Origin of the sequence: Thioalkalivibrio sp. ALE17, assembly GCF_000425605.1 — a bacterium.
GTDB lineage: Bacteria > Pseudomonadota > Gammaproteobacteria > Ectothiorhodospirales > Ectothiorhodospiraceae > Thioalkalivibrio.
On the sequence record NZ_AUDT01000003.1, the window covers coordinates 185,279 to 200,431 of the forward strand.

Sequence of the window (15,153 nt, forward strand, 5' to 3'; positions counted from 1 at the left end):
GTGGACAAGAAAGAGGCCAGACTTAAGAGGGCGCGTCGCGCACGGTTCAAGATCCGTGAGCTGGGGGTGCATCGTCTCTGTATCCACCGGACGCCCCGCCACATGTACGCGCAGATCATCGCCCCGTCCGGCGACGCGGTACTCGCCGCGGCGTCAACGGTGGAGAAGGATCTGAAGAATGCCGGCGGTTCGACCGGGAACGCCGAGGCGGCGGCCCGTGTGGGGCAGGCGATTGCCGAGCGCGCGCGCAAGGCCGGTATTGAACAGGTCGCGTTTGACCGCGCGGGTTTCCGTTATCACGGACGGGTGAAGGCTCTGGCCGACGCCGCACGTGAAAACGGCCTGCAGTTCTAGTCAAACGGGATCGAGCGGAGAGAGATATGGCACGTAACGATGTAAGCGAAGCGCAAGACGGCCTGCAGGAAAAGCTGATTGGCGTGAACCGCGTGGCCAAGGTGGTCAAGGGCGGTCGCCAGTTCCGGTTTGCCGCACTGACGGTGGTGGGCGACGGAGAAGGTCGCGTGGGCTATGGCTATGCCAAGGCGCGCGAGGTTCCGGCCGCGATCCAGAAGGCAATGCAGCAGGCGCGGATGGAGATGCGCAACGTGGCCCTGCACGAAGGGACCCTGCACTACGCGGTCAATGGCCGCCACGGTGCCGCGAACGTCTACATGCAGCCCGCCTCGGAAGGTACCGGGATCATCGCCGGCGGGGCCATGCGTGCCGTGCTGGAAGTGGCCGGGGTGCGTAACGTGCTTGCCAAGTGCGTGGGATCACGCAATCCGATTAACGTCGTGCAGGCCACGATCGACGGACTCACCACGGTGAGCTCGCCGGAGCGCGTGGCGGCCAAGCGCGGCAAGACCGTTGACGAAGTGACGAGCTAAGCCATGAGCAAGCTGAAACTGACCCTGGTACGCAGCACCGCCGGCCGCATCGCATCGCACAAGGCGTGCGTCCGCGGCTTGGGGCTGCGCAAGACCCACAGCACCTCGACGGTCGAGGCCACCCCGGAAAATCTGGGCATGGTCAAGAAGGTGTCGTACCTGCTGAAGGTAGAGGAAGTCTAACGATGCGACTGAATGAGATTGCAAGCCCCGACGGCGCCCGCAAGCCGGGCAAGCGCGTCGGTCGTGGCATTGGTTCCGGTCTGGGCAAGACTGGCGGCCGTGGCCACAAGGGCCAGAAGTCCCGCTCCGGCGGCTTCACCAAGGTCGGCTTCGAAGGCGGCCAGATGCCGTTGCAGCGGCGCCTGCCGAAGGTGGGCTTCCGCTCCCGCAAGCAGCAGTACGCGGCCGAAGTGCGCCTGAGCGAGCTGGCCAAGGTGGACGGCGACGTGACCCTGGAAAGCCTCAAGGCCGCCGGTGTCGTGCGCAGCGACGCCCAGAGCGCGAAGATCTTCGCCTCCGGTGAGGTGTCCCGTGCCTGCGCCGTGAAGGGCGTGGGTGTGACCAAGGGTGCGCGGGCCGCGATCGAAGCGGCCGGCGGGAGCGTCGAGGCCTAAATAATGGCGCGTGGAGCGACAGCACGTTCCGGTGGCGGACTCACCGGTTTTACCGAGTTACGCCAACGCTTGCTGTTCGTGCTGGGCGCCCTGGTGGTGTACCGGATCGGTACGTTCATCCCGGTGCCGGGCATCAACCCGGTCGCGGTGTCGCAGTTCTTCGAGCAGCAAAGCGGCACCATCCTGGACATGTTCAACATGTTCTCGGGCGGGGCGCTGGAAAGGCTGTCGATTTTTGCCCTCGGGGTGATGCCGTATATCTCCGCCGCGATCATCATGCAGCTGCTGGCGGCCACGGTGCCGGCCCTGCAGCAGCTGAAGAAGGAAGGCGAGCAGGGGCGGCGCAAGATCACGCAGTACACGCGCTACGGGACCGTGGCGCTGGCGCTGTTTCAGAGTATCGGGATCGGGATTGCGCTGAATGGACAGACCATTCAGGGCATGCCGATGGCGCTGAACCCGGGGCCGATCTTTATCTTTACGGTGGTCGTCTCGCTGGTGACCGGTACCCTGTTCCTGATGTGGCTGGGCGAGCAGATCACCGAGCGCGGCATCGGGAACGGGATCTCGATCATCATTTTCGCGGGGATCGTGGCGGGGCTGCCGGGGGCCATTGGCGGCACGCTGGAGCTGGCGCGTACCGGCGAACTGGCGGCGGCGTTCGTGGTGATCCTGATCGTGCTGGCCCTCGCGGTGACGGCCTTCGTGGTGTTCGTCGAGCGCGGTCAGCGACGCGTGACGATCAATTACGCGAAACGCCAGGTCGGGCGGAAGATGGTGGGCGGGCAGTCCTCCCACCTGCCGCTGAAGCTGAACATGGCCGGGGTGATTCCGCCGATCTTCGCCTCCAGTATCATCCTGTTCCCATCGACGCTGGGGCAGTGGTTCGGGCAGGCCGAAGGGATGGACTGGCTGCGCGAGATCTCGACGACGCTGGCGCCGGGGCAGCCGCTGTACGTGATGTTCTATGCGGCCGCGATTATTTTCTTCTGCTTCTTCTACACCGCGCTGGTGTTCAACTCCCGGGATACCGCGGAGAACCTGAAGAAGCAGGGCGCCTTCATCCCGGGGATTCGTCCCGGGGTGCAGACGGAACGGTTTATTGACGGGGTCATGACACGGCTGACGGCGGTGGGCGCGGTCTATATCACCGCGGTCTGCCTGCTGCCCGAGTTCCTGATCCTGTACTGGAACGTGCCGTTCTACTTCGGTGGGACGTCGCTGCTGATCATCGTGATCGTGGTGATGGATTTCATGGCCCAGCTGCAGTCGCATCTGGTGTCCCACCAGTACGAAGGGTTGATGAAGAAAGCGAATCTGAAGGGTTTCGGCGGTACCGGGATCCGCTAGACCAGGAGAAAGACCATGAAGGTACGTGCATCTGTAAAGCCGATCTGCCGAAACTGCAAGGTCATTCGGCGTAACGGTGTGGTGCGGGTGATCTGTTCGGATGCCCGCCACAAGCAGCGCCAGGGCTAACGCTTGGCGTAACGGATATTCATTGCTACTATAGCCGGCTTTGCCGGATTTAGATGGAGAGGTTGGATGGCTCGCGTCGCTGGAATCAATATTCCTGACCAGAAGCACACGGTAATCGCGCTGACCGCGATCTATGGCATTGGCCCCACCCGGGCCGGCCTGATCTGCGATGCCGCGGGTGTGCGTCGGGACATCAAGGTGCGGGATCTGACCGATGCCGAAGTCGATGCCCTGCGCGCGCAGATCGACAAGATCCCCGTGGAAGGGGATCTGCGCCGGGAAGTCAGCATGAACATCAAGCGGCTCATGGACCTGGGCTGCTACCGGGGCGTGCGTCACCGCCGCGGCCTCCCGCTGCGGGGTCAGCAGACGCAGACGAATGCACGCACCCGCAAGGGCCCGCGTCGCCCGATTCGCAAGTAATCAGACTGGGATCTCAGGTACATGGCACAAGCGCAGACTCGGACCAAGAAGAAGGTCCGCAAGAATATCGCCGAGGGCGTGGCTCACGTATATGCCACGTTCAATAATACGATCATCACGATCACGGACCGGCAGGGCAATACGATCAGCTGGGCCACCTCCGGTGGCTCCGGTTTCCGTGGTTCCCGCAAGTCCACGCCGTTCGCTGCGCAGATCGCGGCCGAACGGGCCGGGACGACCGCGGCCGAGCACGGCGTGAAGAATCTCGACGTGATGGTGCGGGGCCCGGGTCCGGGTCGCGAGTCGGCGGTGCGTGCGCTGAACAATGCCGGGTTCAAGATCACGAATATCAGTGATGTGACCCCGATCCCTCACAACGGCTGCCGGCCGCCCAAGAAACGCCGCGTTTAAGGCTGGAGTTCGAGAATGGCTCGTTACATTGGACCGAAGTGCAAGCTCAGCCGCCGCGAAGGCGTGGATCTGGGCCTGAAGAGCGGCGCGCGCGCGCTGGAAACCAAATGCAAGCTGGACAAGCCGCCGGGTCAGCACGGTGAACGCCGTACCCGCCTGTCCGACTATGCCGTGCAGCTGCGCGAGAAGCAGAAGCTGCGCCGGATCTACGGCGTGCTGGAGAAGCAGTTCCGCAACTATTACAAGAAGGCCGCCCAGCGCAAGGGCTCGACCGGCGAGAACCTGCTGAAGCTGCTGGAAGGTCGTCTGGACAACGTCGTGTACCGCATGGGCTTCGGCGCCACCCGCTCGGAAGCGCGGCAGTTGGTGGCGCATCGCGCGATCATGGTGAATGGCCAGGTGGTGAACATCGCCGCCTATCAGGTTCAGCCGTCGGATGTGGTCACGGTCCGCGAGAAGGCCCGCAAGCAGGTCCGCATCCAGGATGCGATGACCCTGGCCGAGCAGACCGGTTTCCCGAGCTGGGTCGAAGTCGACACCAGCAAGTTCGAAGGGACCTTCAAGGCGATCCCGGACCGTTCGGATCTGCCCGCGGACATCAACGAGTCGCTCGTCGTCGAGCTGTACTCGAAGTAATCGTTTTTCGGCCTGGCGCCAGGAGTCACAATGCAGTCGAACGAACTGGTCAAGAAACAGCAGATCGAGGTCGAGGCCGAGAACCGGAATCAGGCCAAGGTCGGGCTCGAGCCGCTGGAACGCGGTTTCGGGCATACCCTGGGCAATGCCCTGCGGCGTGTGCTGCTGTCGTCCATCCCCGGTGCCGCGATCGTCGAGGCCCGGATCGAGGGCGTGCTGCACGAATACACCACGATCGAAGGGGTGCAGGAGGACGTCGTTGACATCCTGCTGAACCTCAAGGGCGTGGCGCTGCGCATGCACAGCCGTGACGAATCCACCCTGACCCTGAAGAAGAAGGGTCCGTGCGTGGTGACGGCGGGTGACATCCAGGTGGACCATGACGTGGAGGTCGTGAATCCTGAACACGTGATCGCGACCATCACCAAGAACGTCGACCTGGACGTGACGCTGACCGCGCGGGCCGGCCGTGGCTATGAGCCCGTGAGCGCCCGACGCCAGTCCGAGGCGGGCGACGATACGGGCATCGGCCGACTGCTGCTGGATGCCAGCTTCAGCCCGATCCGCCGCGTGTCCTACCGCGTCGAGAGCGCGCGTCTGGCGCAGCGTACCGACATGGACCGCCTGGTGCTGGAACTGGAGACCAACGGTGCGATCGCGCCGGATGACGCGGTGCGTCAGGCAGCGACGATCCTGCAGGGCCAGCTGGCCCCGTTCGTCGACCTCCAGGAAGAGGCCGGCGAGGTGGTCGGGACCGCCGGTGGTGCGATCGACCCGGTCCTGCTGCGTCCGGTGGACGAACTGGAGCTCACGGTGCGTTCGGCGAACTGCCTGAAGGCGGAGAACCTGTACTACATCGGGGACCTGGTTCAGCGCACCGAGGTCGAGCTGCTGCGCGCGCCGAACCTCGGCAAGAAGTCGCTCACCGAGATCAAGGACACGCTGGCGACCCATGGGCTGTCGCTGGGCATGCGTCTCGAGAACTGGCCGCCGCCGGGTCTGCGCGACGACAACGAGTAATCACGGCGCCCTGCGCCCATCGTTTTTCTAGAGGAAGCCTCTCATGCGTCATCGTCATTCCGGCCGTCAGCTGGGCCGTAACAGCTCGCACCGCAAGGCCACGTTTCAGGCCCTGTCCGTGGCCCTGTTCCGGCACGAACTGATCAAGACCACGCTGCCCAAGGCGAAGGAACTGCGCCGGGTCGCCGAGCCGCTGATCACCATGGCCAAGGAAGACAGCGTGCATGGCCGTCGCACGGCCTTTGCGCGTCTGCGCGACAAGGAGATCGTGGGCAAGCTGTTCAGTGAGCTGGGTCCGCGCTATCAGCAGCGCCCGGGTGGGTATCTGCGTATCCTCAAGTGTGGCAATCGTCCGGGTGACAACGCCCCGATGGCCTACGTGGAGCTGGTGGATCGCCCCGAGGGCGATTCCGGGGACGGCGAAGCCGCCTGAGGTTCCGCAGTGCAATGAACCGCGCCCTCTCGGGGGTGGCGGTCCCGAGAAAGCCGGCCTCGTGCCGGCTTTCTTGCGTCCGGGGCGGGCGTTTTGCGAGCCGGTCGCGGGATGCGCGGCTTCAGTTGGAGACGGCCCGAGGGCGGGCGGCCGGGGCCAGCAGGGGCGCGAGGAACTGGCCGGTGTGGCTGTTGGGCGTGGCGGCGACGGTCTCCGGGGTGCCGGCAACCAGCAGTTCGCCGCCGCCGCTGCCGCCTTCGGGCCCAATGTCGATCAGCCAGTCGGCGGTCTTGATCACGTCGAGGTTGTGCTCGATCACGACGATGGTGTTGCCGTGGTCGCGCAGGCGGTGGAGCACGCGCAGGAGCTGGGCGATGTCTTCGAAATGGAGCCCGGTGGTGGGCTCGTCGAGGATATAGAGGGTGCGTCCGGTGTCGCGCTTGGAGAGCTCGCGCGCGAGCTTGATGCGCTGGGCCTCGCCGCCGGAGAGGGTGGTCGCGTTCTGGCCGAGCTGGATGTAGGACAGCCCGACCTCCATCAGCATCTCCAGCTTGCGGTGGATGACCGGCACGGGCTGGAAGAAGTCGAGGGCCTCTTCCACCGTCATTTCGAGGACCTCGTGGATGTTCTTGCCCTTGTAGCGCACCTCCAGCGTCTCGCGGTTGTAGCGGTGGCCCTTGCAGACGTCACAGGGCACGAAGACATCCGGGAGGAAGTGCATCTCGACCTTGATCACGCCATCCCCCTGGCAGGCCTCGCAGCGCCCGCCACGGACGTTGAAGGAGAAGCGCCCCGGCTTGTAACCGCGCGAACGGGCCTCGGCGGTTGCGGCGAACAGCTCGCGGATGGGTGTGAACAGTCCGGTGTAGGTCGCCGGGTTCGAGCGCGGTGTGCGCCCGATCGGGCTCTGGTCGATGTCGACGACCTTGTCGATGCGTTCCAGGCCGTCGATGCGCTCGTGGGCCTCGATGTGGTGGCGGCCCCCATGCAGGGCGGTCGCGACGGCCGGATAAAGGGTGTTGTTGACCAGGGTCGACTTGCCGGATCCGGACACGCCGGTGACGCAGGTGAACAGGCCCGTAGGGAAGGCGAATTCGCCGCCCTTGAGATTGTTGCCGCGCGCGCCGATCACCCGGATTTCGGCTTCCGGATCGGCAGCGTGGCGCTGTTCCGGGACCGCGATAGATCGTGTGCCCCGCAGGTAGGCACCGGTGAGTGATTCAGGATGCGCGGCGACGGCCTCGGGGGTCCCGGAGGCGACGATCTGGCCCCCGTGGCGGCCGGCGCCCGGTCCGATGTCCACTACGTGATCGGCCTGTCGGATGGCGTCTTCGTCATGCTCGACGACAATCACGGTGTTGCCGAGGTCGCGCAGGTGGCTGAGGGTGTTCAGCAGCCGCGCATTGTCGCGCTGGTGCAGGCCGATGGAGGGTTCGTCGAGGATGTACATGACGCCGACCAGGGCCGAGCCGATCTGCGACGCCAGCCGGATGCGCTGGGCTTCCCCGCCGGACAGGGTGTCGGCGGAGCGGTCCAGCGTCAGGTAGTCGAGCCCGACATCGTTGAGGAAGCCGAGGCGCGCGGAGATCTCGCGCACGATCTTCTCGGCGATCTGGGCGAAACGCCCGGGCAGGCGCAGGTCGCTGAAGAAGGTCTGGGCATTGGCCACGCTCATGTGCGTGACCTCCGGCAAGGTCAAGTCATTGACGAACACATGGCGCGCGGCGGAATTCAGGCGCGTGCCGTGGCAGTCGGGGCAGGGCTGCTCCGCCAGGTAGCGGCCCAGCTCCTCGCGCACGGCAGAGGAGTCGGTCTCGCGGTAGCGCCGTTCGAGGTTCGGGATCACGCCCTCGAACACGCGTTCGTCGGTGCGCAGGCGGCCGTTGGCGGCGGGCGTGGCGAGCTTGACCTTCTCCTTGCCGGAGCCGTGCAGGACCACCGCGCGCACCTCCGCGGGCAGCTCCTGCCACGGGGTCTCTACGTCGAAGCCGTAGTGACGGGCCAGGCTGGTCAGCAGGCTGAAGTACCAGGCGTTGCGTCGGTCCCAGCCGCGCACGGCCCCGCCGGCCAGGCTCAGCTCCGGCTGCGAGACCACGCGCTCGGGATCGAAGAACTGGTGTACGCCCAGGCCGTCGCAGGTGGGGCAGGCCCCGGCCGGGTTGTTGAACGAGAACAGGCGCGGCTCCAGCTCGCGCAGCGCATATCCGCAGACCGGGCAGGCGAAGCGGGCGGAGAAGATCATCGGTTCGCGTTCCGGCTCGTCCATCCAGGCGATCAGGGCCAGGCCGTCGGCGAGCTCGGTGGCCGTCTCGAAGGACTCGGCCAGACGCTGGCGCAGGTCCTCGCGCACGCGGAAGCGGTCGATCACGATCTCGATGTTGTGCTTGCGCTTCGGGTCCAGCGCCGGCAGGGCATCGAGGTCGTGAATCTCGCCATTGATGCGCGCGCGCAGGTACCCCTGGGAACGCATCGCCTCCAGCATCTTGTGATGCTCGCCCTTGCGTCCGCGCACCACGGGCGCGAGCAGCATCACCTTGTCGCCCTCCGGCAGCTCCAGCACCTGGTCCACCATCTGCGAGATGGTCTGCGCGGCCAGGGTCTCGCCATGTTCCGGGCAGCGCGGTTCGCCGGCGCGGGCGAACAGCAGGCGCAGGTAGTCGTAGATCTCGGTAATGGTGCCGACGGTGGAGCGCGGGTTGTGCGAGGTGCTCTTCTGTTCGATGGAGATCGCCGGCGACAGGCCCTCGATCTGGTCGACGTCGGGTTTCTCCATCATCGACAGGAACTGCCGGGCATAGGTGGACAGGCTCTCCACGTAGCGGCGCTGGCCTTCGGCAAACAGGGTGTCGAAGGCCAGCGACGACTTGCCCGAGCCGGAGACGCCGGTGATCACGATCAGCCGCTCGCGTGGCAGATCGAGGTCCACGTTTTTCAGGTTATGGGTACGGGCGCCGCGAATGCTGATGCTGTCCATGGGGCTGGGTCGACTCCACCGGGTTGCGTCGCGCGGTGTGCCCGGCGATCCGGGGTACCGCAAACCGGCCATCTTAACACCCGGGCGTGCGGCGCCATGGTTTCCGCGCCGGGGTTGCCGGTAAACTCCGCTGCCATGAACACCCCTCCGTCCATGCGCCGGTTCCGGACGCCATGAGCCCGCGGGAGTTGCGCGCCACCACCGGGCTCGCGGCGATCTATGGCGTGCGCATGGCGGGCCTGTTCATGGTCCTGCCCGTCTTTATGCTGCATGCCGACCGTATCCCTGGCGCGACTCCGCTGCTGATGGGGCTGGCGCTGGGGATCTACGGCCTCACCCAGGCGATTCTGCAGATCCCGTTCGGGCTGCTGTCCGACCGCGTGGGGCGCAAGCCGCTGATCCTGGCCGGCCTGCTGCTGTTCGTTGCCGGCAGCCTGGTGGCCGCGCTGGCGGAGACCATCCACGGCATCATCCTCGGGCGTGCCCTGCAGGGGGCCGGCGCGGTGGCCGCGGTGATCCTGGCCCTGACGGCGGACCTGGTCGGCGAGGAGCGTCGGATGCGGGCGCTGGCTGCCATCGGCTTGACCATCGGTCTGACCTTTACCGCCGCGATGGCCCTGGGCCCCTTGGTGGACCGTGCGGCGGGGCTGGAGGGGGTCTTCGGCCTCTCTGCGCTGCTCGGGTTGGTCGCGATCGTGATCCTGTTCCTGTGGGTGCCGAGCCCGGATCGGGTGCGCAGGCATCCGGACATGGTGCCGGTGTGGTCCGCGTTGCCGCGGGTCCTGCGCGCCCCCGACCTGCTGCGCCTGAATCTCGGCATCTTTGTGCTGCACCTGGTGCTGGCCGCGAACTTCCTGGTGATCCCGGTCCTGCTGCTGGAGACCCTGGCGCTGCCCGGGGCGAGTCACTGGAAGTTCTATGTGCCGGTCCTGCTGGCGGGGTTCGTGCTGATGCTGCCGGGGATCATCTTCGGCGAGCGGCGGCGGCGCGTGCACGCCGTGCTGCGCGCGGCGATCCTCCTGCTGGCCGGGGTGCAGGTCCTGCTGGCCCTGCTGGTGCTGGACGGTGGCGGCCTGTGGACGCTGGGCGCCTTGATGATCCTGTTCTTCGCCGCGTTCAATCTGCTGGAGGCCGGATTGCCGTCCCTGGTGGCACGCGTGGCGCCGGTGGCCCACAAGGGCACCGCGATGGGCGGCTTCGCCACCGCGCAGTTCCTCGGGATCTTCGCCGGCGGGGTGCTTGGGGGCGCCTTGCTGACGGTCGCCGGGCCGGTCGGCGTGTTCCTCGCCGGGGTGCCTTTGCTGCTGCTGTGGTGGTGGGGGGCGCGCGGGATGCAGCCGCGCTACCGCTCCAACCGCGTGCTGGCGCTGCCCGCCCACTGGTCCGGTCGCGAGGCCGAGCTGCTGCGACTGATCGCGCACTGGCCGGGGGTGCACGAGGCCGAGCTGTCGCCGGACGCCGGGTCCCTCTACCTGAAGGTGGAGCCCGGCGGTCCGGATACCCCCGAGCTGGCGGCCTGGCTGGCGCGCCCGCCCTCCCGGTAGCGCCGGCAGGACGTGCCGGCTCCGCGTCGTGGACCGGTGCACTGTCGCGGCGGGGGTGGGCTGCTACACTATCGGGTCTGTCTCTCCATGCCCGACTGAAGGAGGCCCCATGGCCCGCGGCGTCAACAAAGTCATCCTGCTCGGCAACCTCGGGGCCGACCCGGAAAAGCGCGAGACCCCCAACGGGGTTACCGTCACCAACCTGCGTCTGGCAACGTCGGAACAGTGGACCGACAAGAATTCCGGCGAGAAGCGCGAGAACACCGAATGGCACCGGGTGGTGATGTTCGGGCGCCTGGCGGATATCGCCGCGCAGTATCTGTCCAAGGGCTCGCAGGTCTATATCGAAGGCAAGATCCAGACGCGCAAGTGGCAGGACCAGTCCGGCAACGACCGCTACAGCACCGAGGTGGTCGCCAACGACATGCAGCTGATCGGCGGTCGCGGGGGCGGCGGCGGTGGCGGGTTCGATCAGGACCCGGGCTATGGCGGCGGCAATGCCTATGGCGGTGGCGGCCAGCAGGGTGGCAACCGCAGCAGCGCCCCGGTCTCCGGTGGCTTTGATGACGACGACGTCCCCTTCTAGAACGCACGGCGATCCCTGACCGGCCCAACCAGCGAAGTACCGAGAGCATGATCCGCAAGGTCTATATTCAGACGCACGGCTGCCAGATGAACGAGTACGACTCCGATCGCATGCTCGACGCGCTGCGCGAGCTGCACGGGGCCGAGCGTACCGACGATCCGGAGCAGGCCGATGTCCTGTTGATGAACACCTGCTCCATCCGCGAGAAGGCGCAGGAGAAGGTGTTCTCGCTGCTGGGGCGCTGGCGCCAGATCAAGGAGCGCCGGCCGGAGGTAATCATCGGCGTGGGGGGCTGTGTCGCCAGCCAGGAGGGTGATGCCCTGCGCGAACGCGCTCCGTACGTGGACCTGGTGTTCGGCCCGCAGACCCTGCACCGGCTGCCGGCCATGATCCAGTCGGTGCGCCGCGAGCGCGCGCCGGTGGTGGATATCTCCTTCCCCGAGATCGAGAAGTTCGACCGCTTGCCGGAGCCGAAGGCCGATGGCCCGACCGCGTTCGTCTCGGTGATGGAGGGCTGTTCCAAGTACTGCAGCTTCTGCGTGGTGCCCTATACCCGCGGTGACGAGATCAGCCGGCCGTTCGACGACGTGATCGCCGAGGTGGTCGCGCTGGCCGCGCAGGGGGTCCGGGAGATCAACCTGCTGGGACAAAACGTGAATGCCTATCAGGGGCCGATGGAGGACGGTGATACCGCCGACCTCGCGCTGCTGATTCACTACGTCGCCGCGGTGGACGGGATCGAACGCATCCGCTTCACCACCTCGCACCCGGTGGAGTTCTCCGATTCGCTGATCCAGGCCTTTGCCGACGAGCCCAAGCTGGTCAGTCACCTGCACCTGCCGGTACAGAGCGGCTCCGACCGCATCCTGGCGCAGATGAAACGCGGCCACACGATCCTGGAATACAAGTCCAAGATCCGCCGCCTGCGCGAGGCGCGCCCGGACCTGGACCTGTCCTCCGACTTCATCGTCGGCTTCCCCGGCGAGACGGATGCCGACCACGCGGCGACCATGAAGCTGATCGAGGAGCTGCACTTCGACTTCTCCTTCAGCTTCATCTACAGCGCCCGCCCGGGCACACCGGCGGCCTCACTGCCGGACGACGTGCCGCTGGCCACCAAGAAGGCCCGCCTGGCCGAGCTGCAGGCCCTGATCGAGCAGCACGGGCGCGAACGCAACCAGGCCATGGTCGGCAACATCGAGCCCGTGCTGGTCGAGGGCCCGGCCAAGCGCAATCCCGGCGAACTGGCCGGACGCACGGCGAACAACCGCATCGTGAACTTCGCCGGCGACCCCGGCCTGATCGGGCAGATGATCCCGGTCGAGATCACCGATGCCCTGGCGCATTCCCTGCGCGGCCGAACCGTGGAGCGGGCCATGTCTGCGGCCGTCGGCGCCTAGGGAAACACTGAACAATGTGCATGTTCGCGTTGGCACCCCATGTTTTCCGAGTCAAGGCGCGGTCCGCAGGCGGTAGTGGTTCTACCGGCAAGGGCCGCAACGCAGGATCGGGGAACATGGGGTGCCAACCCCACAAATCATTTGAAGCCGGGGCTCGGCCGCTTTTGCCCGCGGACGGCGTTGCGGCTCGTTCATGTAGCCAGGCTACACTTCACTCACCGCGCCTGGTCAGCGAGCAAAAGCGACTCGAGCGCGAACATGCACATTGTTCAGTGGTTCCCTAGCGCATGGCCAATCGTCTGGATTTCACCCTGGAACCCGGTGACCAGGAGACGCTCGCGCGGATCTCCGGGCCGCTGGATGCCCATCTGCGCCTGATCGAGTCGCGCCTGGGCGTGGCCGTGCACAACCGCGGCCCGCGCTTTAATCTGACCGGCCCGAAGACCGCGGTGCAGGCGGCCGGGGCGCTGATCCACGACCTCCATCGCATGGCGCAGGAGGAGCCGGTCAGCCTGGAACAGGTGCATACGGCGCTGCAGACGGCGCATGTCGAAGGCCTGGCCGAGCCCGATGGCAATGCGGGCGATCCGTCGCTGCGTCTCAAGCGCGCGGTGATCCGCGGGCGCGGCCCGCGTCAGGCGAAGTACCTGGCGGCGATCGCGCAGCACGACCTCAGTTTCGGCATCGGGCCGGCCGGTACCGGCAAGACCTTCCTCGCGGTCGCCGCCGCCGTCGCGGCGCTGGAACAGGACCGCGTGCAGCGCCTGGTGCTGGTGCGCCCGGCGGTGGAGGCCGGCGAGCGTCTGGGTTTCCTGCCCGGCGACCTGGCGCAGAAGATCGACCCCTACCTGCGCCCGATGTACGACGCGCTGTACGAACTGATGGGCTTCGACCAGACCGCGCGCCTGATGGAGCGTCAGGTGATCGAGGTGGCCCCGCTGGCCTACATGCGCGGGCGCACCCTGAATGAGGCCTTCATCATCCTCGACGAGGCGCAGAACACCACGGTTGAGCAGATGAAGATGTTCCTGACCCGCATCGGCTTTGGTTCCACGGCGGTCGTCAACGGCGACATCACCCAGGTCGACCTGCCGCGCGGCCAGCGCTCCGGGCTCAAGCACGCGATGCAGATCCTGAACGACGTGGAGGGCGTACATATCACCCGCTTCCAGGCGGGTGACGTGGTGCGCCATCCGCTGGTGCAGCGCATTGTGGAGGCCTACGACGCCCACGACAGCGCCTCCGGCAAACCGGATGCGGCGCCCGAGTCCGGTGCCGGCGCCGCTGTGGACGGGCAGGACGCCGATGGGGCTTGAGGTTGCGGTGCAGTACGCCGTGCCGCGCGCCGGCCTGCCGGCTGCCACCACCCTGCACCGCGCGGCCCGCGCGGCCTGGCACGGCGCCGGCGAGGCCGCGGTGACGCTGCGCCTGGTGGATGTCGACGAGGGGCGCACCCTGAACCATGCCTTCCGCGGCCGAGACTACGCGACCAATGTACTGTCCTTCCCCGCACCGGAGCTGCCACCCGGTCTGCCGCCCGAGGCGAACGCCTATCTCGGCGACGTCATCCTGTGCGCGCCGGTGCTGGCGCGCGAGGCGGTGGAGCAGGGCAAGCCCCTGGCCGCCCACTACCACCACATGGTGGTGCACGGGATGCTGCACCTGCAGGGGATGGATCACCAGACGCCGGACGAGGCCGCGCGGATGGAGGCCGTTGAGCGCTCCATCCTGGCCGGGTTAGGCTATCCCGACCCCTACGCCGAGCATCCGGTCCGTGCCCTGACGCCGCACCCAGCCGGAAACGCCCCCGATGCCTGAACCCGAACCCGACGAGCAACCGATCTGGCGGCGCTGGCTGGCCCGCGTCGCCGAGACCCTGCGTCCGCGCCGCGAGCCGGCCACCCGCCGCGAGCTGATCGAGACCCTGCGGGGCGCCCACGCCCGCGAACTGGTCGACCCCGAGGCCCTGACCATGTTGGAGGGCGTGCTCAACGTCGCCGACATGCAGGTGCGCGACATCATGATCCCGCGCGCGCAGATGGAAGTGGTCCGCCGGGATGCGGGGCTCTCCGAGTTTCTCCCCGACGTGGTGGCCTCCGCGCACTCGCGGCTGCCGGTAGTCGGGGATCACCGTGACGAGGTCGTTGGCGTCCTGCTGGCCAAGGACCTGCTGCGCTTCTTCGGCGAGCCCGACGATGCTGCCTTCGACATGCAGGAGATCCTGCGCCCGGCGGTGTTCGTGCCGGAGAGCAAGCGTCTGAACGTGCTGCTGAAGGAGTTCCGCCTGAGCCGCAACCACATGGCGATCGTGGTGGACGAGTACGGGGGCGTGGCCGGCCTGGTGACCATCGAGGACGTGCTGGAGCAGATCGTCGGCGAGATCGAGGACGAGCACGATGTCGAGGACTACCTGACCCAGATCATGCAGCACCCCGGCGGGCGCTACACCATCAAGGCGCTGACGCCGATGGAGGAGTTCAACGCCTACTTCCAGACCGCCTACAGCGAGGCCGACTTCGACACCATCGGAGGCCTGGTGCTGTCGCACTTCGGGCATGTGCCGCGGCGTGGCGAACAGATCGTGGTGGATGGCATGCAGTTTCGCGTATTGCGGGCCGACAACCGGCGTCTGCATCTGCTGGAGATGCGCCTGCCGGAGCCGGATGGCCGCGTGACCACCGGCGAGGGGGCGCAGCCATTCGATGGCCCGGCCCCGGAGCCGGGCGACCACCGCGCCCCCTGA

At 66.9% G+C, this 15,153-nt stretch carries 18 protein-coding genes; 17 read left to right on the top strand and 1 reads right to left on the bottom strand.

The features are described from left to right. The 11 genes from rplR to rplQ all read left to right on the top strand — a co-directional run bounded on the left by rplR (position 1) and on the right by rplQ (position 5,906). A complete protein-coding gene (gene rplR / locus H609_RS0104145) occupies positions 1 to 354 on the top strand; it encodes a 50S ribosomal protein L18 (protein ID WP_017941087.1) in 354 nt (117 codons plus the stop codon). Between the two features lie 26 nt (positions 355 to 380). Further along, the gene (gene rpsE / locus H609_RS0104150; RefSeq protein WP_018865682.1) at positions 381 to 887 is read left to right on the top strand and encodes a 30S ribosomal protein S5; all 507 of its coding nucleotides are present in this window, start codon (positions 381 to 383) and stop codon (positions 885 to 887) included. A gap of 3 nt (positions 888 to 890) precedes the next feature. After that, positions 891 to 1,070 (top strand): 50S ribosomal protein L30, encoded by a 180-nt coding sequence (gene rpmD, locus H609_RS0104155; protein ID WP_017941089.1) that lies wholly within the window; start codon positions 891 to 893, stop codon positions 1,068 to 1,070. Positions 1,071 to 1,072: 2 nt separating this feature from the next. Beyond that, positions 1,073 to 1,504 carry a 50S ribosomal protein L15 gene (gene rplO, locus H609_RS0104160; protein WP_018865683.1) on the top strand — a complete coding sequence of 144 codons (432 nt, stop codon included), beginning with the start codon at positions 1,073 to 1,075 and terminating at the stop codon, positions 1,502 to 1,504. 3 nt (positions 1,505 to 1,507) lie between these two features. Then, positions 1,508 to 2,854, top strand: coding sequence for a preprotein translocase subunit SecY (gene secY, locus H609_RS0104165; protein ID WP_018146441.1), 1,347 nt, complete (start codon positions 1,508 to 1,510; stop codon positions 2,852 to 2,854). 15 nt (positions 2,855 to 2,869) lie between these two features. Beyond that, positions 2,870 to 2,983 carry a 50S ribosomal protein L36 gene (gene rpmJ / locus H609_RS13715; protein WP_018881305.1) on the top strand — a complete coding sequence of 38 codons (114 nt, stop codon included), beginning with the start codon at positions 2,870 to 2,872 and terminating at the stop codon, positions 2,981 to 2,983. 66 nt (positions 2,984 to 3,049) lie between these two features. Then, complete coding sequence (rpsM, locus tag H609_RS0104170) at positions 3,050 to 3,406, top strand: 30S ribosomal protein S13 (protein ID WP_017941092.1); 357 nt, start codon at positions 3,050 to 3,052, stop codon at positions 3,404 to 3,406. A gap of 21 nt (positions 3,407 to 3,427) precedes the next feature. Continuing rightward, positions 3,428 to 3,817, top strand: a complete 390-nt coding sequence (rpsK, locus tag H609_RS0104175) for a 30S ribosomal protein S11 (RefSeq protein ID WP_017941093.1) — start codon at positions 3,428 to 3,430, stop codon at positions 3,815 to 3,817. A gap of 15 nt (positions 3,818 to 3,832) precedes the next feature. After that, the gene (rpsD, locus tag H609_RS0104180) at positions 3,833 to 4,453 is read left to right on the top strand and encodes a 30S ribosomal protein S4 (protein WP_018865685.1); all 621 of its coding nucleotides are present in this window, start codon (positions 3,833 to 3,835) and stop codon (positions 4,451 to 4,453) included. 30 nt (positions 4,454 to 4,483) lie between these two features. Beyond that, a complete protein-coding gene (gene rpoA, locus H609_RS0104185; RefSeq protein ID WP_028484376.1) occupies positions 4,484 to 5,473 on the top strand; it encodes a DNA-directed RNA polymerase subunit alpha in 990 nt (329 codons plus the stop codon). 43 nt (positions 5,474 to 5,516) lie between these two features. Continuing rightward, the gene (gene rplQ / locus H609_RS0104190) at positions 5,517 to 5,906 is read left to right on the top strand and encodes a 50S ribosomal protein L17 (RefSeq protein ID WP_018865687.1); all 390 of its coding nucleotides are present in this window, start codon (positions 5,517 to 5,519) and stop codon (positions 5,904 to 5,906) included. A 121-nt stretch (positions 5,907 to 6,027) separates the two neighbouring features. Here the strand turns inward: rplQ and uvrA are convergent, their stop codons facing one another. Beyond that, positions 6,028 to 8,880 carry an excinuclease ABC subunit UvrA gene (uvrA, locus tag H609_RS0104195; protein ID WP_028484377.1) on the bottom strand — a complete coding sequence of 951 codons (2,853 nt, stop codon included), beginning with the start codon at positions 8,878 to 8,880 and terminating at the stop codon, positions 6,028 to 6,030. 173 nt (positions 8,881 to 9,053) lie between these two features. Here uvrA and H609_RS0104200 point away from each other — a divergent pair, with 173 nt between their 5' ends. The 6 genes from H609_RS0104200 (at position 9,054) to H609_RS0104225 (ending at position 15,153) form a co-directional block, all read left to right on the top strand. Further along, positions 9,054 to 10,424, top strand: a complete 1,371-nt coding sequence (locus H609_RS0104200) for an MFS transporter (RefSeq protein ID WP_028484378.1) — start codon at positions 9,054 to 9,056, stop codon at positions 10,422 to 10,424. Positions 10,425 to 10,533: 109 nt separating this feature from the next. Further along, positions 10,534 to 11,010 (top strand): single-stranded DNA-binding protein, encoded by a 477-nt coding sequence (gene ssb, locus H609_RS0104205; protein ID WP_018865690.1) that lies wholly within the window; start codon positions 10,534 to 10,536, stop codon positions 11,008 to 11,010. A 47-nt stretch (positions 11,011 to 11,057) separates the two neighbouring features. Continuing rightward, positions 11,058 to 12,410, top strand: a complete 1,353-nt coding sequence (gene miaB, locus H609_RS0104210; protein ID WP_018865691.1) for a tRNA (N6-isopentenyl adenosine(37)-C2)-methylthiotransferase MiaB — start codon at positions 11,058 to 11,060, stop codon at positions 12,408 to 12,410. Positions 12,411 to 12,697: 287 nt separating this feature from the next. After that, positions 12,698 to 13,726, top strand: coding sequence for a PhoH family protein (locus H609_RS0104215; RefSeq protein ID WP_018865692.1), 1,029 nt, complete (start codon positions 12,698 to 12,700; stop codon positions 13,724 to 13,726). Further along, a complete protein-coding gene (gene ybeY, locus H609_RS0104220; RefSeq protein ID WP_018865693.1) occupies positions 13,716 to 14,228 on the top strand; it encodes an rRNA maturation RNase YbeY in 513 nt (170 codons plus the stop codon). The genes H609_RS0104215 and ybeY overlap by 11 nt, the downstream gene beginning before the upstream one ends. Next, positions 14,221 to 15,153: an HlyC/CorC family transporter gene (locus H609_RS0104225; protein WP_018865694.1), complete on the top strand. Its 933-nt coding sequence runs from the start codon at positions 14,221 to 14,223 to the stop codon at positions 15,151 to 15,153. Before ybeY ends, H609_RS0104225 begins: the two co-directional genes overlap by 8 nt.